Consider the following 23120-nt stretch of genomic DNA (forward strand, 5'->3'; position numbering starts at 1 on the left):
GCGACAAAGGAATAGCCACAGCTACAGCTTTGAGTGGTGTTGGGGTTTTGGAAGCGAAACCCTCCTCCCATTAAATCTTCAGAATAGTCAATTGTTAGATTTTCTAGGTACTTTAAATTTTCCGACTCCACCACTATTTTAATCTGATCAGACTGATAAACGATATCGCTCGACTGCTGGGTTGCATCAAATCCCATGGTATAAGACCAGTCACAGCAGCCGCCCCTTTGCACCCCAAGACGAAAGTACAGATGAGGATTATTTTGCTTTGACTTGAGGCGGAGTACCTCACGAGTGGCTGCTGGACTCAGAGAAATCATGAAACACCTACTCACAGAAACGTTAATCTATTTTTAGATTACCGGAAATATGGGTTTTTGGTGCGCTTTAAGCGGGGGTACGAGCATAGTCATCTTGGAATCGGATAATATCATCCTCTCCCAAATATTCCCCATTCTGAACTTCAATTAAAATCAGAGGAATCACACCGGGATTTTCCAAACGGTGGGACGTACATTGAGGAACATAGGTGGACTGGTTAGAGAATAAAACTTCTTCACTGTCTCCACAAACCACTTTAGCGGTTCCGGCTACCACAATCCAGTGTTCACTCCGATGATGGTGCATCTGTAAACTTAGGCGATGACCAGGTTTGACTTCAATACGTTTAATTTTATATCCTGGCCCTTCTTCCAAGGTTGTAAATGAACCCCAAGGTCTCAATTCCGTGGGAGTATTACCGATATTGGGGGCATTCCCCGTGGAATCTTTAGAATTTCCCACACTTTCCTTGACTGCTACCATAATCCTATTTCCTTATCAAAGATTTTACCTAAGTTAAATTGGTATTAAAACTTGGGGTGTATTCATAAGCCCCTGGATGGCTCTTGTGCGTTCTCCAGAATACTCCCCACCACTACTAACAGCGAATACACCCTGCTGACTATGTGATCTATCATAATCTGCTTTAAACCCTAATGATCGGTGATCGCAATTCCTAGACCGTTATGAACAGGTGCTACGGTGGAGAAAGGACGGTCTAAATAATATCCTCCGAGATAGAGACTGGTGGAACTTCCCCCGTCTAAATTGAGGGCGGTTGCGGCTCCTAATTTTTGCAATATTTGAGCAAGTTCTGCTAGACTTGGGCCGGAACCATTGGGACGGTTATGGACAGCCACCAGGAGTAAGGTATTATTATTAGTAATCGCGATCGCACTCCGAATGGCTTTTTGTTGTTGAAAAGCGGGATTAAATCGTTCTTGAGCGGCATCTAAAACAATTTGACGATTTTGCATTAATAACGGCCCCGCCCCTAAAATATTCGGATAATTTTGAAATTCTTTCGGTTCGGTTTGGCTTTGTAATTGTAAACGAGTTCCGACGGGTAATAATTTTAATAATTCGGGACGACCTCGAACAACTAATAAATAACCCTGAGTTGGGATATTAACAACGGATGATTCTGGTTTATTCGATTCAATATAACGGGTAATTTGGTTATTTTCAACTACAATAATATGTTCTTGCTGGTTAATCGGGCTATAGGATTTTCCCCAGTCGGAAGTATAGCGAGAAATTCCGGCTTCAACATAAGCACTATTGAGATATTGTAATGGGAAAGTTTGACCGGACGCTGTAGTTAAGGTTTCTTTTAAGATTAAACGATTCATCAAAATAGGTTTATCCTTTCCCCAAGCTATGACTCCTCGATTTAAAATCGGACTGGATAACCAATTATTATGAAACCGAATAGCCCCGAGTGGGAGTTGATTATTGCGATTAAAAAAACCTCCATTAATAGCTACGGGAACTTTTGCTTGTTGTGCGATATTTAATAGGGTTGAAGTGCCTTGACGAGCATTGGGATTACTTAAAATTGGAGTGAGTTTAATTTCGGGTTGATTGATATTAATTTCTAACCAATATACGGGAAATTGATCAACCGAGGGTTGAGAAGGTTTTAAAATTTGATTGAGTAAAGATCCTAAAGATGCTTCAGTTTTGGGAATTTTAATATAGTCCTGTCTCCATCTAATTCCGGGTTGCCATAAAATATTTTTAGGGGTAAGAAAATCCGGTTTAATCTCAATTATTAAACGATAGGGAGAGTTTAAGGTAGTGACCACCGGACGCCAACCGGGAGGAAGACTAAATTTAACCTGAGTTTGATTATTTTTAGATTCTAATTGTAGATGAGTAGAATTAGGATTGGGTGGAATTAAGTTTGGGCTTTTGGTCAAAATACTTGGCTTAAAAAATTCTGGACTATCGGATAATAGTTTAGGGGTAATCTTAGCCTCTAAAGTTAGACTCCAATCCTGTAAAACCGGAGTAACAGGTTGAGGGGAATTATTCTGATTTCGGGTAGTCGGATCATCCGTTAGGGGGGGAGAAGGTTGAGGCGGAATAGAAGGCGATCGCTTTTTAATTTCCGGGTTGGGCTGTTGCCAAATAGTCGGTTTATCAAGTTCAATAATAATTCTTTGAGGTGAAAATGTGATATCATTTTGAGGTAAATTACTACTATCTACAGATAAAGGCTCAATACGCAAAGATTGAATAGTGGAAGGGGGAATAGTAATTTTTAATTTGCTTCCCTCCGGTTTGATTTGCCATTGGGAAGATTCTGTAAAATTCGATAAATCTAAATAGCGATAGGGATTAATATATTCCGCCGATAAAGTAGATTGATCAGAAAACCATTGAATCGGTTGTTGGGAACTATTATTGCTATCAAGGAGATCGATTCCTAGATTTTGCATTAATCCAATATCACTAATTTTAACAGCAATTTTTGATTTACTATTAGATTTATCAATATGCCAAGGAATATTAATTAAATTACCATTAATTTCAATAGTGTTTCCCTGTTGTCGATTTGGATCTGTTTTTGGTTCGGCAAGAGCGGAAATAGGTAGAAGACTCAACCCCAAAATACTTAACAATAAAATAATCTTTTTCGGTTTATGAATTAAATTAAAATTCAGCATTCCCTTTTCATCACTAATTTTGAACACAGATCAAATAGGATTGTTATAGATAGCAAGAAAAATCAAAATAATTAGCCCGTATTGATAGACCGTTACCAACCAACTATCTATCCTAAACAATCTGATATGTCAACAGATCTTAAATTTTCACCCCTACCGTGACCCAATTGGGTGTATGCTAGTCAGACTAGGGTTTTTGCACCCGATGTCAATTTTGGTTAAAATTCAATCGCTTCAAGCATCCTCACTCAATAGAATCAAGATATGGATAACACTAGAGTTAATCACAACCCCCAACCAAACCATCAACAAGAGTTCATAGCAGGAAATATGGGCTACCCCTACCCGGGTCAACCGTGGTTAGTGGAAGAAAGAGACGCCTGCGGGGTGGGGTTTATTGCTAACCCATCGGGGGGGGCGAGCCATTCTATTCTACAAAAAGCCCTACCCGCCTTAACCTGCTTAGAACATCGGGGGGGTTGTAGCGCCGATCAGGACTCCGGGGATGGAGCCGGGATCATGACCGCTATTCCCTGGGAATTGTTAGCTCCTTGGTTTGCTGAACGAAATATTGATATTTTACAAGAGCCGGAATGCAAGTATGGGGTGGGGATGGTGTTTTTACCCCAAGATCTTGATTTAGCCATTAAAGCCCGTGAAATTATTGAAACTGACCTTAAACAAGAAGAATTAGTTATTGTAGGTTGGCGAGAAGTCCCGGTGAAACCGGAAGTCCTGGGAGTACAGGCGCGGGAAAACCAACCCCGCATCGAACAGGTTATGGTTTATTCGGCTAAGGGAAATATCGGGGATGATCTTGACCGACAACTGTTTTTAGCCCGTCGATCTTCTGGGGTAGCCTTAAAACAGGATGGGTTAGTCTGGGGTGAGGATATTTATATTTGTTCTTTTTCCTGCCGTACTATTGTTTATAAAGGCATGGTGCGATCGGCGATCCTGGGAGAATTTTATTTAGATTTAGTTAACCCCGACTATAAGAGCAATTTCGCCGTTTATCATCGGCGCTTCAGTACCAATACCATGCCGCGCTGGCCCTTGGCTCAACCGATGCGACTGTTAGGGCATAATGGGGAAATTAATACGCTGTTGGGTAATATTAACTGGATGCGGGCGCGGGAAAATGTCTTAGCCCATCCGGTTTGGGGCGATCGCTTAAAAACCCTCATTCCCTTTGTGGATGCTAATAATAGCGACTCAGCTAATTTAGATAATTGCCTAGAATTGCTGGTGAGAACCGGGCGCTGTCCCCTAGAAGCGCTGATGATCATGGTGCCCGAAGCCTATCAAAACCAGCCTAACCTAAAAGAACTACCGGAAATTACGGATTTTTACGAATATTATAGCGGCATCCAAGAACCTTGGGATGGCCCGGCTTTATTGGTGTTCAGTGATGGAAAACAAATTGGGGCTTGCTTGGATCGCAATGGCCTGCGTCCCGCCCGTTATTGTATCACCAAAGATGGCGTGATCATGGTTTCCTCCGAAGCCGGAGTGGTGGATATTCCCGAAGACCAAATTCAGGAAAAAGGCCGTTTAGGGCCCGGACAAATGATTGCGGTGGACTTGAGTACCCATGAAGTCCTGAAAAATTGGCAGATCAAACAACGGGTCGCCCATGAACACCCCTATCGCTCCTGGTTAGAACAGTATCGCACCGATGGGCAGCCCCAACCCTTTATTAGTGAAAAACAATTAGCATCGGACACCCTCCTGCAACAGCAAACCGCCTTTGGTTACGGGGCGGAGGATGTGGATATCCAAATTTCCGATATGGCGAGTACGGCCAAGGAAGCGACGTTTTGTATGGGGGATGATACGCCCCTAGCGGTGCTTTCAAATAAACCTCAGTTATTATATAACTATTTTAAACAACGATTTGCTCAGGTAACAAACCCACCAATTGATCCGTTGCGAGAACGGATTGTGATGTCCCTCTCCATGCAGTTAGGGAAACGGGGCAATTTGTTAGATCTCAAACCCGAAGACGCCCGACTGTATAAAATTAACTCTCCCCTGTTGAATGAGGCGGAGTTAGAGGCGTTGCGTCAGTCGGATTTTCCGGGGATCACCCTGTCCACCCTCTATAGTTTGGAAGGAGGGCCGAATGGTTGCGCGATCGCCCTTACCCAACTTTGCGAAAAAGCCGCCCAAGCGGTGGATCAGGGCAAAGAAATTATTATTCTGTCCGATCGCGGATTAACGGCCGAACAAACCTATATTCCGCCGTTGTTAGCCGTGGGAGCGGTTCACCACTATTTAATTAAAATTGGTAAACGGTTACAAGCCTCCCTGGTGGTGGAAACGGCCCAATGTTGGAGTACCCATCATTTTGCCTGTTTAGTCGGTTATGGGGCTTCGGCAATTTGTCCCTACATGGCCTTAGAAACCGTGCGCCATTGGTGGTCGAGTCCCCTAATTCAGAACAATCTGGCGAAGGGCAAAATCCCCCCGATGACTATGGAAGATGCCCAGAAAAACTATCGCCAAGCCGTCGAAGATGGGTTACTCAAAATTTTATCAAAGATGGGAATTTCTCTGTTATCTTCCTATCGTGGAGCACAAATCTTTGAAGCCATTGGGATTGGGGAAGATTTACTGGAAATGGGTTTTCGGGGGACAGTCTCTCGGGTTGGGGGTTTGAGCATTGCTGAGTTAAGCCAAGAGGTTTATCAATTCCATGCTAAGGCATTTCCCCTGGAGGCGAAAAAGTTAGAAAACTTTGGGTTTGTCAATGCCAGGTCGCGGGGAGAATATCACTTAAATAACCCCGAGATGACAAAATTGCTACATCAAGCCGTACGTTCTGGCCCCGTTGTAGAGACGTTCCATGGAACGTCTCTACAGGGTGCGGTCGCACAACCAGGGTTCGACCTGTACGAACTCTATCGTCAATTTGTGGAAAACCGCCCAGCCACGGCCTTGCGGGATTTGTTGGACTTTAACAGCGATCGCCATTCTATCCCCTTAGAAGAAGTCGAACCCGTCGAAGAAATTGTCAAACGCTTCTGTACCGGGGGGATGTCCCTGGGGGCCCTATCTCCCGAAGCCCATGAAGTCTTGGCGATCGCCATGAACCGTTTAGGCGGAAAATCCAACTCCGGCGAAGGTGGGGAAGATCCCGCCCGCTACCAGATTTTTAACGATGTCGATGCTAATGGGATTTCGGCCAGCCGTCCCCATTTAAAAGGACTCCAAAACGGGGATAGTGCCAGTTCAGCAATTAAACAGGTGGCTTCGGGACGGTTTGGCGTTACCCCCGAATACTTGATGAATGCCCAGTCCATCGAGATTAAAGTGGCTCAAGGGGCTAAACCCGGAGAAGGCGGGCAACTCCCCGGGAAGAAAGTTAGCGAATATATTGCCATGTTGCGGCGGTCTAAACCCGGCGTCACCCTAATTTCTCCCCCTCCCCACCATGATATTTATTCCATTGAAGATCTGGCCCAACTAATCTTTGACCTGCACCAAATCAACCCCAAGGCTACGGTTTCGGTGAAATTAGTCGCAGAAGTCGGAATTGGAACCATTGCGGCCGGAGTTGCCAAAGCCAACGCCGATTATATCCAAATTTCCGGTCACGACGGGGGGACGGGAGCCTCTCCCTTGACCTCCATTAAACACGCGGGGAGCCCTTGGGAATTGGGGTTAACGGAAGTTCATCGGGTGTTGATGGGTAATAAACTCCGCGATCGGGTGCGGTTACGCGTGGATGGCGGCTTCAAAAGTGGCTGGGATGTGGTGATGGGAGCTTTAATGGGGGCTGAGGAATTCGGCTTTGGAACCATTGCCATGATTGCCGAGGGCTGTATTATGGCTCGGATTTGCCATACGAATAATTGTCCCGTGGGGGTGACATCCCAACAGGAACGCCTGCGAGAACGGTTCCCCGGAACTCCGGGCCATGTTGTGAACTTCTTCTATTTTGTCGCCGAAGAAGTGCGTCATATTCTAGCGCGGTTGGGATATCGCAAATTAGTGGATTTAGTGGGACGGTCTGACCTGTTGAAACGTCGGGACGGGGTGAATGTAGCCAAGACCCAACACTTGCATTTAGAGGTCTTTACCCAAGCGCCTGTAACGAGCGATCGCACTTGGTTAAACCATGAACCCATCCATAGTAACGGCCCGGTCTTAGATGATGTGTTATTAGAAGATGCGGAAATTGCCACCGCCATTCAAAACCAGGGGACGGTAACGAAAACCCTGCGGATCGTGAATACTGACCGGACGGTGGGGACACGCATTGCCGGAAAAATTGCCTCTCTCTATGGAAATAGTGGCTTTGCTGGCCAAATTAACCTGAATTTTACAGGTGCAGCAGGTCAGAGTTTTGGAGCCTTCAACCTCCCCGGAATTAAGTTAACTCTGACGGGGGAAGCTAATGATTATGTTGGGAAGGGGATGCACGGGGGAGAGATTATTATTAAACCTCCGGCGGCGGTCACTTATAACCCCTCGGAGAACGTGATTATCGGGAATACCTGTTTATATGGGGCCACCGGGGGAACTTTATACGCCTACGGAAAAGCCGGAGAACGGTTTGCGGTGCGGAATTCCTTGGGTAAGGCTGTTATTGAGGGGGCTGGCGACCACTGTTGCGAATATATGACGGGTGGGGTGGTTGTGGTTCTTGGTAAGGTGGGGCGGAATGTGGGCGCCGGACAAACCGGAGGTTTAGGCTATTTCCTTGATGAAGATGGGGAGTTTCCTGAAATGGTGAACCCGGAAATCGTCAAAATTCAACGGGTGAGTACGCCGATGGGTGAACAGCAGTTAAAAGAGTTAATCACACAACACGCGGAACACACGGTCAGCGAGAAGGCGAAAACCATTCTGGCGAACTGGTCGGAGTATTTACCCAAGTTCTGGCAAGTTGTTCCTCCTTCGGAAAAAGATAGTCCGGAAGCGTCGAATGCGATCGTGGCGGTTGCTATTTAGGGTGGTCAATTCTAAGAGTTAACCCCTCAACCCCCTTTCCAAATTGGGGAGGGGGCTGATTTAATATTTTTTAGAGTCTAATCAAGGGGATTGTATGGACATTTCAAGAGCTTTTCAGACGTCAAGTGATCCAGTCTCTTATTTCTTTAAACAACCGGGAACTGGATACTACATTCCTTTGTATCAAAGAGAATATAGTTGGGATGATGAAAATATTGAACAATTAATGGATGATATTTGTTCAGGAGTTTTTGACCTTTTAAGTGGAGAAGATAAAATCCATTTCATGGGCACAATTATCTTGGTGACAGAAAATGATACTACTAATAATATCAAGCCACAAGACCATCGAGCTATTCCTCCTCGTATAGACAATGTAATTGATGGACAACAAAGAATTTCAACCATTGCTTTATTAGCCTGCTGCTTATATGAAAAGATTTATGAACTTAAACAAGAACGTATTCCAGCTTCTGATTTATATGATTTAGACGGTTTAATAGAAGCGACTGATACTTATTTAGCTAATCTTATAGAACTTTTTTCATTTGACTTAATGCGTGGTAACCCAAAACGGAAACCGATTATAATTAGAGGCTCACTAGATGGTTGGACACTGGAGGGTCAAAACAATCAACATTACAAATCAGATATATCTTCCTATTTGGCTGATTTTATTAAAGTGGTTGATAACAATAATATTCAATTTCCAAAAGCCAGAAAAAATTCTTTAGTCGCAGATAATATAAAATCAATTCAAGCATGGCTAGATAAAGTAAAATCTGCTCATCTAGGTAGTGATAATGATTATCCTTCAGCTTGGGATATTGTACAAAATATCAATCAATCTGAATTATGGGTCTATGAACGTCAAAAATTATTTCAATCTGTAAAAGATTGTGGAAGCATAGAGCCTGATTCATTTGATATATATCAAAAATATATTTGTTCTCTGGTACAATTATTTGCTTTTTCAAATTATCTTCTTGAGCGGTGTTGTTTTACAGTAATTAAACCTGTATCACAAGTTCGTGCATTTGATATGTTTCAATCTTTAAATGCAACAGGAACCCCCCTTACAGCTATTGAAACCTTTAAACCCCTTGTAGTTAATATTGCTGATTCTGAAGCTAATGGATTTAAAAACTCTAGTTTTGAAAAATCTTTTACAAAAGTTGAAGAATTAATGAAAGGCTTACGAAGTGCTTCTAGCAAAAATAAAAGAACTAATGAATACTTGACTTTATTATCATTAAATTATGAAGGTAAAAGTTTATCAAAGCAATTTAGCACTCAGAGAAAATGGTTGATTGAAAAATTTCAGAAAAACTGTGGTAGTCCTGAAGGTCAAGAGTCTTCAATAGAAGATAAAAAAGAGTTTATTGAACAGATGGGGAATATAGCCGTCTATTGTCAAAAAGTTATTTATTCTCCTGCTAATATAAAAAACTCTTTACCAGAACTATTTTTGTTAGATGAGTCAAAAAGAAAACGAGCCTCTTTTTGCTTGTCATATCTCCAAGATGCTAATCATAAAATGGCACATACAATTCTAAGTCGTTTTTATGCTTTAGCAATTTGCACCCCAAGCAATTCTGAAGACTTAGAAGAAGAAAATCACAGACAAGCTCAAGAAAATTTTGCCAAAGCTTGCAAAATAGTTGCTGCATTTTTTACTTTATGGCGTTCTGCTTTACCCAATACAGGATTAGATCATGTCTATAAAAACTTACTCCAACAAAAAATGTCTGTTCAAAAAGGAAACTCTGAAGTAACCCTAGAAAATTTAACAACTCATTTCAAAAATCAACTTCAGGATAAGGGAATAGGATCAAAAGAAAAATGGATTAATAAAGCTACTAATTATTTAAGATATGATAATGTTCAAAAAGTATGTCGTTTTGTTCTCTTTGTTACATCACAAGATACTATTTTAGATCCCGACGAAGTTGGTTTGATGAAAATTGGAAGAACTAACTCATCTCTATCTTATTTAGAACCAAGCCAATGGAATTCTAATGATTTTAAGAGTATTGAGCATATAGCACCTCAAAAACCAGATATACAATCAGATTCTGTTTGGGATGAAGGTTTATATGAAAATGATGATTATCAGCAGATTGGTAATTTAACGCTATTACCTACACCAATTAATATTTCTGCTAGTAATAGAAATTGGCTTGAAAAATGGATTTACTATCGTCATTTAGCGGAAATAGATCCCGATAAATTAATTGAGTTAAAACAGGAAGCACAAACCTATGGGGTTAATCTAAATGATTCCACTATCAAATTGTTAACTCAAGCATCTCACGCTCATCATATCAAACCAATTGTAGAAATTGGAGCAACAGATAAATGGGATAAAGATTTTGTTGAAAAAAGAACAGAACGTATATGCGATATTCTTTGGGAACGTATGTATGAATGGTTATCTTATAAAACTCCAGAATCCAAATAAGTTAGAATAATTGTCATTTATTTTTACTTCTAATTTCATCTAACTCAGCTTCTATATCATCCAAATCTAATAATTTAGTATTTGGATATTTAATTATTTTTTGTCTAATTTCCCAAAGTTTTTTACCTAATTCTGTCTGGGGTTTGTAAAGAGATTCAGTAGTTTCAGATAATTTTTCTTCTGGCTTTTCTTTGTCAATAGAATCTATAAAAGCTAAAACTCTTTCTTGATCTTCTAATTTTAATTTTTGCCATTTATTGAGTAGTAATTGTTCGTTCATTTTGTTTTCTCCATCCAGATTTTCATGCTACTAATACCGGGTGATTCAGTTTCCGCGAGGCATAGAAAAAAGATGCTTTTAAATCATCTGCTTCGAGATCAGGCATTTCTTCTAAGATATCTTCAGCAGTTAGCCCAGCCACAAACAAGTCTAACACATCGGACACCCGAATTCTCATCCCTTGAATACAGGGACGCCCCCCACATTGCCTAGGATTGATTGTGATTCTTTGTAGTAGGGTTGACATTCAAAACAGCCCCATAATAGCTTTTTTCTAGTATACACTCTTTAATATGCACTCTTATTTTAGGAATGACAGGTTGAATAAAAATCCTATAGATCTATTATATCCTTGATTTAATTATTCTATATAAAAACTATTTTTGTCTTCCACACTGGCAAAAAATTATTATAATGTTATTATAATGGACATAGGGTGCTGTCTGATATTCTGTTAATATCCCTAATGAAAATTCTATAATCATCCTGGATTAATAGTTAAAATAGGGAATATAAACTAGGGAACAGAAAAAACATAATTAACTTTTTCAGAGCAGCAGGAATTACTTGCCTGTTTCAAAAATGGGACAACAATTACTATTTTCTATACCCGATCTTAAATATCTAATATGAATTCCTATTCAAATAGTAAACCTAAACCTGATATTCTCATTGTTGATGATATTCCAGACAACTTGAGATTCTTGTCTCAAATGCTAGTGAATCAGGGATATAATGTGCGGAAAGCAATTAATGGAAAAATGGCATTGACCGCCGTTAAAACTGTTCTACCCGATCTAATTTTATTAGATATTAATTTACCCGAAATGAATGGCTATGAAATTTGTGAACAGCTTAAAAAAGATGAACGCACCCGTAATATTCCTGTGATTTTTTTAAGTGCTTTAGATGATGTTTTAGATAAAGTTAAAGCATTTAAAGCGGGTGGAGTAGACTATATTACTAAACCGTTTCAATTTGAAGAAGTTTTAATTCGGATTCAAAATCAACTGACAATTCAACGGTTACAAAGTCAATTAAAGCAACAAAATTCTCAACTTCAATTAACTCTTGATGAATTAAAATCCACGCAATCTCAACTGATCCAAAAAGAGAAAATGGTGAGTCTCGGGCAACTTGTCGCTGGAATTGCTCACGAAATCAATAATCCGATTAGCTTTATTTCAGGAAATTTAGCTCCAACTCAACAATATATTCAAGACTTGTTAAATTTAATTTATTTATATCAAAAAGAATATCCTCAACCTAGTGCAAATATTAAAAAAATCTTAGAAGAATTTGATTTAGAATTTGTTGCCAATGATCTCCAAAATATTCTGGAGTCGATGCAAAGAGGCACAGAAAGAATTAGAACCATTATTCTGGCATTAAGAATTTTTTCTCGTTTAGGAGAATCGGATATTAAACCCGTAGACCTACATCAAGGACTTGATAGTACATTACTGCTGTTACAATATCGCTTGAGAGCGGAAGAAAAACGGGCGGAAATTCAAATCATCAAATCCTATAATAACTTACCTCGTGTCACCTGTTATGCTAGTCAGATTAATCAAGTTTTTCTGAATTTATTAAGCAATTCAATAGATGCTTTAGAGTTGGGCGTTGGTTCAGAAATTTCTCCTGATATTCCCCCTAAAATCTGGATTATCACCGAATTAATTAACCCCGATCAAGTCAGAATTAGAATTAAAGATAATGGGATAGGAATGTCAGAAACTATCAAATCTCAATTATTCAACCCATTTTTTACGACTAAACCCGTGGGTCAAGGAATGGGTTTAGGGTTAACAACCTGCTATGAAATTATTGTTCAAAAACACCAAGGAACACTAAGTTTTAATTCTAAGGAAGGAGAAGGATGTGAATTTGTTATCGATCTCCCGATTAAAATGAATGCCTAAAATCAATCATAAAAATATTCCTCAAAAACGATATAATATAAACTATCCATAATTCTCCTAATTATTATTCCTATGGTCGCTACCCAATCAAAAGCAACCCGAAACTGGCAACCCTTAATTCCACAATTTGAGGCGATAGTTGGGAAAAAAGGCGTGATTCAACGTCGAGAAGAATTACTGGTTTATGAATGTGATGGACTGACTAGCTATCGCCAACGTCCTGCATTAGTAGTGCTTCCCAAAACCACCGAAGAAGTCGCAGAAGTTGTTAAAATTTGCGATCGCAATTTGATTCCTTGGGTCGCTAGAGGAGCGGGAACCGGACTTTCTGGTGGCGCTTTACCCGTAGAAGATTGTGTTTTAATTGTCACCGCTTTAATGCGAAAAATCCTAAATATTGACTTAGAAAATCAGCGCGTAGTTGTTCAACCGGGAGTAATTAATAATTGGGTGACACAAGCTGTGAGCGGGGCAGGTTTTTATTATGCTCCTGACCCTTCTAGTCAAATTATTTGTTCTATTGGGGGAAATGTTGCCGAAAATTCCGGTGGCGTTCATTGTTTAAAATATGGGGTGACAACCAACCATATTCTAGGGCTAAAAATCGTCACTCCCGATGGTAATATTGTCGATATTGGCGGCGATATTCCTGAAATGCCTGGATATGATTTAACCGGGTTATTTGTTGGTTCAGAAGGGACGTTGGGCATTGCCACCGAAATTACTTTAAGAATTTTAAAAGCACCGGAATCAATTTGTGTTTTATTAGCAGATTTTACCAATTTAGAATCGGCTGGGTCGGCGGTTTCTGATATTATCAGTTCGGGGATTATTCCTGGGGGGATGGAAATTATGGATAACCTCAGTATTAATGCCGTTGAAGATGTGGTAAAAATTGGTTTATATCCTCGGGATGCGGGGGCAATTCTATTAGTTGAATTAGATGGTTTACAGGTGGAAGTTGATACTAATAAACAACGGGTGAGTGAAATTTGTATCAACAATGGGGCGAGAAATATTACCACCGCTAGTAATGCAGAAGATCGGTTAAAAATTTGGAAAGGACGCAAAGCAGCCTTCGCCGCGGCGGGTCATGTCAGTCCTGATTATTATGTTCAAGATGGCGTGATTCCCCGGACAAAAATGGCTTATGTTCTCAAAGAAATTGAAGCCCTGGGAGAAAAATATGGGTATCGGATTGCTAATGTTTTTCATGCGGGAGATGGCAATTTACATCCTTTGATTTTATATGATAATTCCATCCCAGGTGCATTAGAAACCGTTGAAGAAATTGGCGGAGAAATTCTAAAAATTTGTGTGGAAGTGGGGGGAAGTTTATCGGGGGAACATGGTATTGGTGCAGATAAAAAATGTTATATGCCCCAAATGTTTAACGAAGTTGATTTAGAAACCATGGAATGGGTAAGAACAGTTTTTAACCCCAAAGGTTTAGCTAACCCGGGTAAAATGTTACCCACTCCTCGCACCTGTGGAGAGTCCGCCAAACTGCAAAATATTAAACAGTTTGAAGGGACAGAACTATTTTAATTAATTTTGTTAAAATCTCTTGGTAGTGCGAGCATCCCCGCTCGCTAATTATTATCTATTGAATAGATATAATAATCCGTGCCGAGGTTATAATATTTGATTATATTGATTATAGGAGTTTCTTCAAAACCTCTCCAGCGAACGAGGACGCTCGCACTGTATTATAATGAATATCAATCCTATTTTTATTTAAAATTATGGCGATCGCAACTGTTAAAAAATTTACCATCGAAGACTATCATCGCCTGACTAAATTAGGCTTTTTAAAAAAAGAGGATAAAGTTGAACTCATTCGCGGAGAAATCATTGAAATGGCAGCAAAAGGAACTTCCCACTCTGTTTGTGAAACTCGCTTAGAAAGAGAACTATACAAACTCATTGGAGAACAGGCAACCTTAAGAGGACAACAACCTATTATTTTATCATCTTATAGTGAACCAGAACCGGATCGAGTGATTGTTAAAAACCGAAAGGATGACTATATAAACGGTCATCCCCATACAGAAGATATTCTACTTTTGATTGAAATTTCCGATTCATCTTTAGACTATGATCAAACTACAAAACTATCGGTTTATGCTGAGAATAATATTACCGATTATTGGATCTTTAATTTAGTTGATTTTTGTTTAGAATGTTATCGTCAACCCTATCAAAACTTACAAGAAAAATTTGGTTACCGCAGTAAATTGATTTATTTACCTAACGAGTCTGTAACCTTACCCTGTTTTCCTGATTTAACCTTAGATTTAACTAAAGTATTTCCGCCCACAATAAATTAATCAGGAATAACAGATAATAACATTAAACCCAGAAATTATTAACCTTTAAAATTATGGCGATCGCAACTGTTAAAAAATTTACCATCCAAGACTATCATCGCCTAACTGAATTAGGCTTTTTCCAAGAAAATGATAGAGTTGAACTGATTCGCGGAGAAATGATCGAAATGGCAGCAAAAGGAAGAATGCACGAAACTTGTCTAAGAAAATTATTACGAGAATTGAGTCATTTAATTATAGAAAAGGCAACTTTACAATGTCAATCTCCTATTCTTTTACTGCCTAATAGTGAACCCGAACCAGACTTTACAATTCTTAGAAATCGACAGGATGATTATGTAACTTCTCATCCCACTGCACAAGATATTTTACTGCTCATTGAGGTTTCTGATTCCTCTTTAAACTATGATCAGCAAGTTAAATTATCTGTTTATGCTGAAAATAATATTACCGATTATTGGATTTTTAATTTATTTGATTTATGTTTAGAATGTTATAGCGATCCCTATCAAAAATCACAAGGAGAGTTTGGTTATCTTCGTAAACTGATTTATTTGCCTACTCAGTCTGTAACCTTACCCTGTTTTCCTGATTTAACCTTAGATTTATCTAAAGTATTTCCGCCTAAAACTAATTAGGAGAAATTAAAGAATAATAAAATCCATAAGGTATAGAAAACAAAAATAGATTAATTAGTTTTCTGGTTTTTTGATCACAGCAATGATCATTCTAATTTCCTAGTGTCTTAGTGCCTTTGTGGTTCCTTAAATTAGGATAATCGAATTTAACACAATTCTGCGATAATAATAAATTGGTCTTTAATTTTAGGAAATATAAAAATGCGACTCTCTCAAATGCTATTTGTCACCCTGCGCGAAGATCCCAAAGAAGCGGAAATTCCTAGTCATAAACTATTAGTCCGGGCGGGATATATTCGCCGCATTGGGAGTGGAATTTACGCTTATCTTCCCCTAATGTGGCGAGTGCTGCAAAAAGTCTCTCAAATTGTCCGAGAAGAAATGAACGCCACCGGAGCCCAAGAATGTCTACTTCCCCAAGTCCAACCCGCCGAACTTTGGCGCGAGTCGGGACGCTGGGATACCTATACCAAAGCCGAGGGAATTATGTTTTCCCTCACTGACCGTCGGAAGCGGGAATTAGCATTAGGGCCAACCCATGAGGAAGTGATTACAACTATTGCTAAAGATATGATCCGTTCCCATCAACAATTACCGATTCATTTATATCAAATTCAAACAAAATTTAGAGATGAAATTCGGCCTCGGTTTGGCTTAATGCGGGGGCGAGAATTTATTATGAAAGACGGTTATTCTTTCCATAGCGATGAAGAAAGTTTGAAGAAAACCTATCGAGATATGGATCAAGCCTATCGCAATATGTTAAGCCGTTGTGGGTTACAATATCGAGCGGTAGAAGCTGATTCTGGAGCAATTGGGGGGTCAGGTTCTCAAGAGTTTATGGTATTAGCAGAGGCGGGAGAAGATGAAGTTCTCTATACTGAAGATGGCAAATATGCCGCTAATACGGAAAAAGCCACATCCCATCCGGTTGATGCTGAACCTTCTAGTTTTACCGAATATCAAAAGTTAGAAACTCCGAATACGAACACCATTGCCACTTTAGCTAAATTCTTGAACTGTTCTCCGACTCAAATTGTTAAAAATGTTCTGTATCAAGTGGTTTATGATAATGGCACAACGGTTTTAGTTTTAATTAGTATTCGGGGTGATCAGGAGGTAAATGAGGTTAAATTGCAAAATGAATTAACCAAATTAGCCCCGGAATTTAAGGCAAAAACGATATTATCCTTAACGGTTCCTGATGAAGAAACCCAGGAAAAATGGAGAACAAAACTTTTACCTTTAGGCTATATTTCTCCTAAGTTAGAAGATAGTTATATTACCCATAGAGAACAACTTGAATCTAAGTTTTTAAGACTGGTGGATCAAACGGCCGTTGAATTAAAGAATTTTGTCACCGGGGCGGATGAGTCAGGATATCACGTTGTGGGGGCAAATTGGGGCAAAGAATTTACCTTACCCAAAACTATTGTAGATCTCAGAAAAGCTCAAAAAGGCGATCGCGCAGTTCATGACCCTAACCAAATTTTACAGAGTGCCAGGGGCATTGAAGTCGGTCATATTTTCCAATTGGGGATTAAATATTCCCAAGCGATGGGAGCCACCTTTAGCAATGAGCAGGGGGAAGAATTACCCCTAGTCATGGGATGTTATGGTGTTGGGGTATCTCGGTTAGCCCAATCAGCCGTGGAACAGTCCTATGATAAAGATGGGATAATTTGGCCAGTGGCGATCGCACCCTATCAAGTGATTATTGCCATTCCTAATATTACCGACACTCAACAGGTGGAAATTGCCGAAAAACTCTATACGGAATTAAATCAAGCCGGAATTGAAACCCTCCTCGATGATCGGAATGAACGAGCCGGGGTAAAATTCAAAGACGCTGATTTGATCGGGATTCCCTATCGGATTGTCACCGGACGTTCAATCAAATCGGGTAAAGTGGAACTGGTAGAACGGGCCACCCACAATGCTCAAGAAATCGCCATTGAGGATGTCGTATCAACCCTCAAACAGAATATTAAAGCAGCATTGGAAAATTAGGCGAGTTGTTGGTTGATGGTTAAGAAAGTAAGAAAGCCCTGAAGGGCTTACTACAATTTAGTCAACTGTCAACAGCCATGATTAATTTTATTTTAAGTTCTGGGAACAGAACATGATATGATTCATTGTGGCTTACAGAGCGTGTTATACGCTGTGTGCGTGAACTTGGGGAAAGTTAGAACTGCCGCTTTGATTAGCGGATCAAGCAGTTATGACTGAACCAAAAATCGGTGAACCTGTCCAAGTAGCTATGACAAACGCAGAGGAAACAGTAGAATCCGGGTCTAATCTCGTTGTAGAACCCGACCCTTCCATGCTGGAGTATTATCAATTGCAACGCCAGTTGTTATTGATGACGATCACAGCCACGGGGGCAATTTTTGTGGCAGTTTGCTGTTTCTATCCTCTGGATGTCGCCCTGAACTATTTAGTTGGGGCAGCAGTAGGTATATTCTACTTGCGAATGCTCGGCAAAGATGTAGAAAAACTAGGTAGGGGAAAAGAAAAACTCAGCCAGAATCGGATACTGATCCTCGCGGGTGTAATCATTGTAGCCACTCAATTGCATCAGCTAAAGATTCTACCGATTTTTTTAGGATTTCTCACCTACAAAGTTGCTCTCATGTTGTATGTGCTAATAACAGTGTTCACCAACAAGCCTAAATAAGTAACGCGGAATCCTCCAGTCCTCAATCTGTAGAGGAAGCCTACGGACATGGAAATGCTGACTGTTTTAAACACCTTCAATCCTCTCCCTCTCGCTAGTTTAGAAGTTGGCCAGCACCTTTATTGGGAAGTCGGCGGTATAAAACTGCATGGTCAGATTTTTCTGACTTCGTGGTTTGTCATCGGTTTGCTGATTATCGTCTCAGTGTTGGCCAGCAACAACGTGCAGCGAATTCCCAGTGGGATGCAGAATTTTATGGAGTACGTCCTAGAATTCATTCGCAACCTGGCTAAAGATCAAATCGGGGAAAAAGAATATCGTTCTTGGGTTCCCTTCATTGGAACACTGTTCTTATTCATCTTTGCCTCCAACTGGTCAGGTGCTTTAATTCCTTGGAAGGTGATCGAACTGCCTTCTGGTGAATTAGCAGCCCCCACCAGTGATATCAATACTACAGTGGCGTTAGCGCTGTTAACTTCTTTAGCGTATTTCTACGCCGGAATCAGAAAAAAAGGCCTAGTGGGTTATTTTGCTGATTACGCCCAACCGATGGCGTTTCTCGCTATATTTCGGGTGATTGAAGATTTTACCAAACCCCTCTCCCTGAGTTTCCGTTTGTTTGGTAACATTTTGGCCGATGAACTGGTGGTTGCCGTGTTGGTATTCCTGGTACCCCTGTTTATTCCTCTGCCTCTAATGGTTTTGGGTTTATTCTTGAGTGCCATTCAAGCACTGATTTTTGCGACCCTGGCGGCGAACTATATTGGTGAAGCCCTAGAAGGACATGGCGGAGAACATCACGACTAGGAAAAGAAACAAAAACTTTAAAATTTCTTTTCTTAGAGATTGATTTTTCTAAAATCTGCTATTGGGTTAAACTTAATCCCCTTTATTGGTAAAATAAAGTCTTGGGAACTCCAATCCATCTAACGAATTTAGCATTTGTAACGGGACAAAGAAGAAAAATATTTTCTTCAAACCTCCTAATTTGATCAATGCTGATCGGGATTGATTTCATTTTGTCTAACTGATTGTTTGTTAACTCTTTTGTATTTAGAAGGAAGAAAATTATCATGAATCCACTAATTGCTGCTGCTTCCGTTGTTGCTGCTGCTTTAGCTATTGGTTTAGGCGCGATTGGCCCTGGAATTGGTCAAGGGATTGCTGCTGGTCAAGCAGTGGAAGGGATTGCCCGTCAACCCGAAGCAGAAGGTAAAATTCGTGGGACTTTACTGTTAAGTTTAGCCTTCATGGAAGCACTGACCATTTATGGTTTAGTGGTTTCTCTGGTACTGCTGTTTGCTAACCCCTTCGCCTAAACAGTAATCCAAAACATGGATTTTAGGTTTTAGGTTTCAGAACATCTGAAATCTAAGTCTAAAATCCATCTTGATGAAACTATTCAAGGGACAATAATGCACGGGACAATTCTATTTGCGGTTGAAGAAGCTGCCAAAGAAGGAGGACTTTTTGATCTGGATGCCACCCTGCCGTTAATGGCAGTACAGTTCTTAGTTCTGGCAGTGATTTTGAACCAGGTTTTTTATAAACCTTTAGGAAAGGCAATTGATGAACGCTCAGATTATATCCGCGAGCGGGAATCGGGCGCCAAAGAACGTCTGGCTAAGGCGGAAAAATTAGCCCGGCAGTACGAATTAGAGTTAGCAGAAACTCGCAAAAAAGCTCAAGCGACCATTGTTAAAGCCCAGGCAGAAGCTCAGAAAAATGCCTCTGAGAAGGTAGCAGAAGCTATGCAAGAATCGCAAAAAGTCAGAGAAAAAGCGGCTCAAGAAATCGAACAGGAAAAACAACAAGCCCTACAAGCTTTAGAGCAACAAGTTGAACCCCTCAGTCGCCAAATTTTAGAAAAATTATTAGGGGCTGAGTTAGTTAAATAATCTTGGATGCCCTAACTTTTTTGTTAGATTTCCAGAAAATTCCGATTGAAGATAATAGCCCAGGCTAAAGTTTTACCTTCTGAAATTATTTAGAGGTTAGAGACTTGGCCGCGCATTTATGAGAAGAACATCATGGAGACTGTTTTATTACTAGCCACAGAAGCTAGCTCTGAAGCTGGATTTGGTCTCAATACCAATATTTTAGAGACGAACCTAATTAACCTAGCTATTCTGATTGTTGTGCTGGTTTACTTTGGGCGAGGGTTTTTAGGAAAAATCCTAAGTGAAAGACGCTCCACCATTGAAGAAGCCATTAAAGAAGCGGAACAGCGCCAAGAACAAGCACAGGTTTCTCTGGCCGAACAACAGCAGAAACTCAGTGACGCCCAAACTGAGGCCCAACGGATTTTAGCCGAAGCCGAAGAACGGGCGACAACGGTTGCTAACTTAATTCTGACTAAAGCCACCGAAGATGTGGAACGGATGAGGGCCACCGCCAGTCAGGAGTTAGATTCAGAACGGGAACGGGTGATCTCTCAACTGCGTTCTGTAATTGCTAGTCAAGCCATTGAACGGGCAGAATCTCAACTCAAACAGCATCTGAATGACAATATTCAGGAACGGTTAATTGATCAGAGTCTAGCTCTGCTGGGAGGTTGAATATGAGTGCGATCGCCGGACAAATTATTGAGCCTTACGCCTCGGCGTTAATGTCCGTGGCTCAATCAAGAAATTTAACCGAAGAATTCGGGAATGAGATTCGCTCCTTACTCGAACTACTAAACAGTTCCGCAGAATTAAAAACCTTTTTAGGCAGTCCTGTGGTTAAACCCCAGGATAAAAAAGCCATTCTGCAAAGGATCACAGCCGATGAAGTTAATCCCGCATTGCGGAATTTCTTGCTGCTGTTAGTAGATCGAGGCCGGATTTTATTCCTAGAGGAAATTGGTAAACAGTATTTAGTATTACTGCGGAAACTGAATCAAACGGTATTGGCAGAAGTCACTTCCGCCCATCCGTTAACAGAAGATCAACAGAATACTTTAACCGCAAAAGTCAAAGCCATGACTAATGCTCGACAAGTGGAAATTGCCACAACCATCGACCCTGACCTCTTGGGCGGTGTGATTATTAAAGTTGGATCTCGCGTAGTAGATGCCAGTTTGCGTGGACAACTGCGCCGAATTGGCATCAAATTAGCCCAATAAAATCTGGTGACCCGTCATGCTCATGTCGGGGATCTTTTTTTAACTTATAACCCCTAACTACTGACAAGAACAATGGTAGCGATCAGACCTGACGAAATTAGCAGTATTATTCAGCAACAAATTGAACAGTACGACCAAGACGTTAAAGAAACCAACGTCGGAACTGTTCTACAAGTGGGTGACGGTATCGCCCGGATTTATGGCCTAGATAAAGCCATGTCTGGAGAACTGTTAGAATTTGCCGACGGTACTATCGGTATTGCCCTCAACCTGGAAGAAGATAACGTTGGTGCGGTGTTAATGGGTGAAGGTCGGGAAATTCAAGAGGGTTCCGCCGTCACCGCCACCGGAAGAATTGCTCAGATCCCCGTTGGGGACGCCATGTTAGGCCGGGTTGTCGATGCTTTAGCCCGCCCCATTGATGGTAAAGGCGATATTAAAAGCTCGGAAACCCGCCTATTAGAATCTACTGCTCCTGGGATTATCTCCCGTCGTTCCGTGTGCGAACCCATGCAAACGGGGATTACCGCCATTGACTCCATGATCCCCATTGGTCGGGGTCAACGGGAATTAATTATTGGTGACCGTCAAACTGGAAAAACCTCCATCGCCATTGACACCATCATCAACCAACAGGGCGAAGACGTGATCTGCGTCTATGTTGCTATTGGTCAGAAAGCCTCTACGGTTTCTCAGGTGGTGGCAACCCTAGAAGAAAAAGGCGCGATGGCCTATACCGTCGTTGTGGCTGCGAGTGCTAGTGAATCCGCAACCCTGCAATACCTGGCTCCCTATACAGGGGCAACCATTGCCGAGTATTTCATGTACAAGGGCAAACACACCCTGGTCATCTATGATGACTTATCGAAACAGGCCCAGGCCTACCGTCAAATGTCCCTGCTACTCCGTCGTCCTCCTGGACGGGAAGCCTATCCTGGGGATGTGTTCTATCTCCACTCTCGGTTATTAGAGCGGGCGGCAAAACTGAACGACGAACTCGGTAGCGGCAGTATGACAGCCTTACCGATCATTGAAACCCAAGCGGGTGACGTTTCGGCCTATATTCCGACTAACGTAATTTCGATTACCGATGGTCAGATCTTCCTCTCCTCTGACTTGTTTAACTCCGGTTTACGTCCGGCGGTGAACGCGGGGATTTCCGTATCCCGGGTGGGTTCGGCGGCTCAAACCAAAGCCATGAAGAAAGTGGCAGGGAAAGTGAAATTGGAGTTGGCTCAGTATGCTGAATTAGCTGCATTTTCTCAGTTTGCCTCTGATTTAGACCAAGCCACCCGTAACCAATTGGAACGGGGCAAACGTCTGCAAGAACTGTTAAAACAGTCCCAAAATTCTCCCCTGCAATTGTTTGAACAGGTGGCGGTGATTTACGCGGGAATTAATGGTTACCTTGATGAGATCCCCGTTGAAAAAATCGTGGCTTTTGCCATTGGACTGCGGGAATATCTGAAAAATAGCAAGCCCAAATATGTGGAAATCGTTCAAGGCAAAAAAGTCCTTGATGATGAAGCTGAAGGTCTGCTGAAAGAGGGGATCAACGAATTCAAACAAACCTTCTTAGTCTCAGCTTAATCAGTTATCAGTTATCAGTGTAATAATTAAGATACTATTCACTGTTGCTGGGTGATGTATAGCAATCCGTGTAGGGGTTGTAACATTTTGTTGTAGGGGTTTGGTCTCCAAACCCAGGCGCAAAGAGGGTTTGGAGACCAAACCCCTACAGGTTTTTATCACAA

Annotated in this window: 19 protein-coding genes; 14 read left to right on the top strand and 5 right to left on the bottom strand. The window is 41.1% G+C overall.

Annotated features, from left to right (window positions below):
* From PL11201_RS07780 to PL11201_RS07790, 3 genes are all read right to left on the bottom strand, one after another.
* Positions 1 to 320: HesB/IscA family protein (locus tag PL11201_RS07780; protein ID WP_079678031.1), on the bottom strand; the 320-nt coding region annotated here is incomplete at its 3' end.
* A 67-nt stretch (positions 321 to 387) separates the two neighbouring features.
* Positions 388 to 804, bottom strand: a complete 417-nt coding sequence (locus tag PL11201_RS07785) for a phosphomannose isomerase type II C-terminal cupin domain (RefSeq protein ID WP_079678032.1) — start codon at positions 802 to 804, stop codon at positions 388 to 390.
* A gap of 170 nt (positions 805 to 974) precedes the next feature.
* Positions 975 to 3020, bottom strand: coding sequence for a phosphodiester glycosidase family protein (locus PL11201_RS07790; RefSeq protein ID WP_144017695.1), 2046 nt, complete (start codon positions 3018 to 3020; stop codon positions 975 to 977).
* Between the two features lie 237 nt (positions 3021 to 3257).
* On the opposite strand from PL11201_RS07790, the gene gltB reads away from it, so the two are divergent.
* Positions 3258 to 7952, top strand: a complete 4695-nt coding sequence (gene gltB, locus PL11201_RS07795; RefSeq protein WP_079678034.1) for a glutamate synthase large subunit — start codon at positions 3258 to 3260, stop codon at positions 7950 to 7952.
* A gap of 94 nt (positions 7953 to 8046) precedes the next feature.
* Entirely contained in the window at positions 8047 to 10413 is a 2367-nt protein-coding gene (locus tag PL11201_RS07800) for a DUF262 domain-containing protein (protein ID WP_079678035.1), read from the top strand.
* Between the two features lie 13 nt (positions 10414 to 10426).
* Here the strand turns inward: PL11201_RS07800 and PL11201_RS07805 are convergent, their stop codons facing one another.
* Together PL11201_RS07805 and PL11201_RS07810 are read right to left on the bottom strand one after the other, a co-directional pair.
* The gene (locus tag PL11201_RS07805) at positions 10427 to 10693 is read right to left on the bottom strand and encodes a hypothetical protein (RefSeq protein ID WP_079678036.1); all 267 of its coding nucleotides are present in this window, start codon (positions 10691 to 10693) and stop codon (positions 10427 to 10429) included.
* A 22-nt stretch (positions 10694 to 10715) separates the two neighbouring features.
* A complete protein-coding gene (locus PL11201_RS07810; protein WP_079678037.1) occupies positions 10716 to 10940 on the bottom strand; it encodes a DUF433 domain-containing protein in 225 nt (74 codons plus the stop codon).
* Positions 10941 to 11322: 382 nt separating this feature from the next.
* Here PL11201_RS07810 and PL11201_RS07815 point away from each other — a divergent pair, with 382 nt between their 5' ends.
* The 12 genes from PL11201_RS07815 to atpA all read left to right on the top strand — a co-directional run bounded on the left by PL11201_RS07815 (position 11323) and on the right by atpA (position 22956).
* Positions 11323 to 12615, top strand: coding sequence for a hybrid sensor histidine kinase/response regulator (locus PL11201_RS07815; RefSeq protein WP_079678038.1), 1293 nt, complete (start codon positions 11323 to 11325; stop codon positions 12613 to 12615).
* Positions 12616 to 12687: 72 nt separating this feature from the next.
* A complete protein-coding gene (gene glcD / locus PL11201_RS07820) occupies positions 12688 to 14163 on the top strand; it encodes a glycolate oxidase subunit GlcD (RefSeq protein WP_079678039.1) in 1476 nt (491 codons plus the stop codon).
* Between the two features lie 197 nt (positions 14164 to 14360).
* Positions 14361 to 14945 carry a Uma2 family endonuclease gene (locus PL11201_RS07825; RefSeq protein ID WP_079678040.1) on the top strand — a complete coding sequence of 195 codons (585 nt, stop codon included), beginning with the start codon at positions 14361 to 14363 and terminating at the stop codon, positions 14943 to 14945.
* 53 nt (positions 14946 to 14998) lie between these two features.
* Positions 14999 to 15583 carry a Uma2 family endonuclease gene (locus PL11201_RS07830; RefSeq protein ID WP_079678041.1) on the top strand — a complete coding sequence of 195 codons (585 nt, stop codon included), beginning with the start codon at positions 14999 to 15001 and terminating at the stop codon, positions 15581 to 15583.
* 201 nt (positions 15584 to 15784) lie between these two features.
* On the top strand, positions 15785 to 17593 hold the full coding sequence (proS, locus tag PL11201_RS07835; protein ID WP_079678042.1) for a proline--tRNA ligase: 1809 nt from the start codon (positions 15785 to 15787) through the stop codon (positions 17591 to 17593).
* A gap of 211 nt (positions 17594 to 17804) precedes the next feature.
* The gene (locus tag PL11201_RS07840) at positions 17805 to 18260 is read left to right on the top strand and encodes an ATP synthase subunit I (RefSeq protein WP_234996637.1); all 456 of its coding nucleotides are present in this window, start codon (positions 17805 to 17807) and stop codon (positions 18258 to 18260) included.
* Positions 18261 to 18308: 48 nt separating this feature from the next.
* Positions 18309 to 19067, top strand: a complete 759-nt coding sequence (gene atpB / locus PL11201_RS07845; protein ID WP_079678043.1) for a F0F1 ATP synthase subunit A — start codon at positions 18309 to 18311, stop codon at positions 19065 to 19067.
* 266 nt (positions 19068 to 19333) lie between these two features.
* Positions 19334 to 19579: an ATP synthase F0 subunit C gene (gene atpE, locus PL11201_RS07855; protein ID WP_026786419.1), complete on the top strand. Its 246-nt coding sequence runs from the start codon at positions 19334 to 19336 to the stop codon at positions 19577 to 19579.
* Positions 19580 to 19672: 93 nt separating this feature from the next.
* Positions 19673 to 20158, top strand: a complete 486-nt coding sequence (locus PL11201_RS07860; protein ID WP_200816725.1) for a F0F1 ATP synthase subunit B' — start codon at positions 19673 to 19675, stop codon at positions 20156 to 20158.
* A 132-nt stretch (positions 20159 to 20290) separates the two neighbouring features.
* Positions 20291 to 20818, top strand: coding sequence for a F0F1 ATP synthase subunit B (locus PL11201_RS07865; RefSeq protein ID WP_079678046.1), 528 nt, complete (start codon positions 20291 to 20293; stop codon positions 20816 to 20818).
* 2 nt (positions 20819 to 20820) lie between these two features.
* Positions 20821 to 21366, top strand: a complete 546-nt coding sequence (gene atpH / locus PL11201_RS07870; RefSeq protein ID WP_079678047.1) for an ATP synthase F1 subunit delta — start codon at positions 20821 to 20823, stop codon at positions 21364 to 21366.
* A gap of 72 nt (positions 21367 to 21438) precedes the next feature.
* Positions 21439 to 22956: a F0F1 ATP synthase subunit alpha gene (atpA, locus tag PL11201_RS07875; RefSeq protein ID WP_079678048.1), complete on the top strand. Its 1518-nt coding sequence runs from the start codon at positions 21439 to 21441 to the stop codon at positions 22954 to 22956.
* Positions 22957 to 23120 lie beyond the last annotated feature (164 nt).

The sequence above is a fragment of the Planktothrix sp. PCC 11201 genome (assembly GCF_900009135.1).
GTDB lineage: Bacteria > Cyanobacteriota > Cyanobacteriia > Cyanobacteriales > Microcoleaceae > Planktothrix.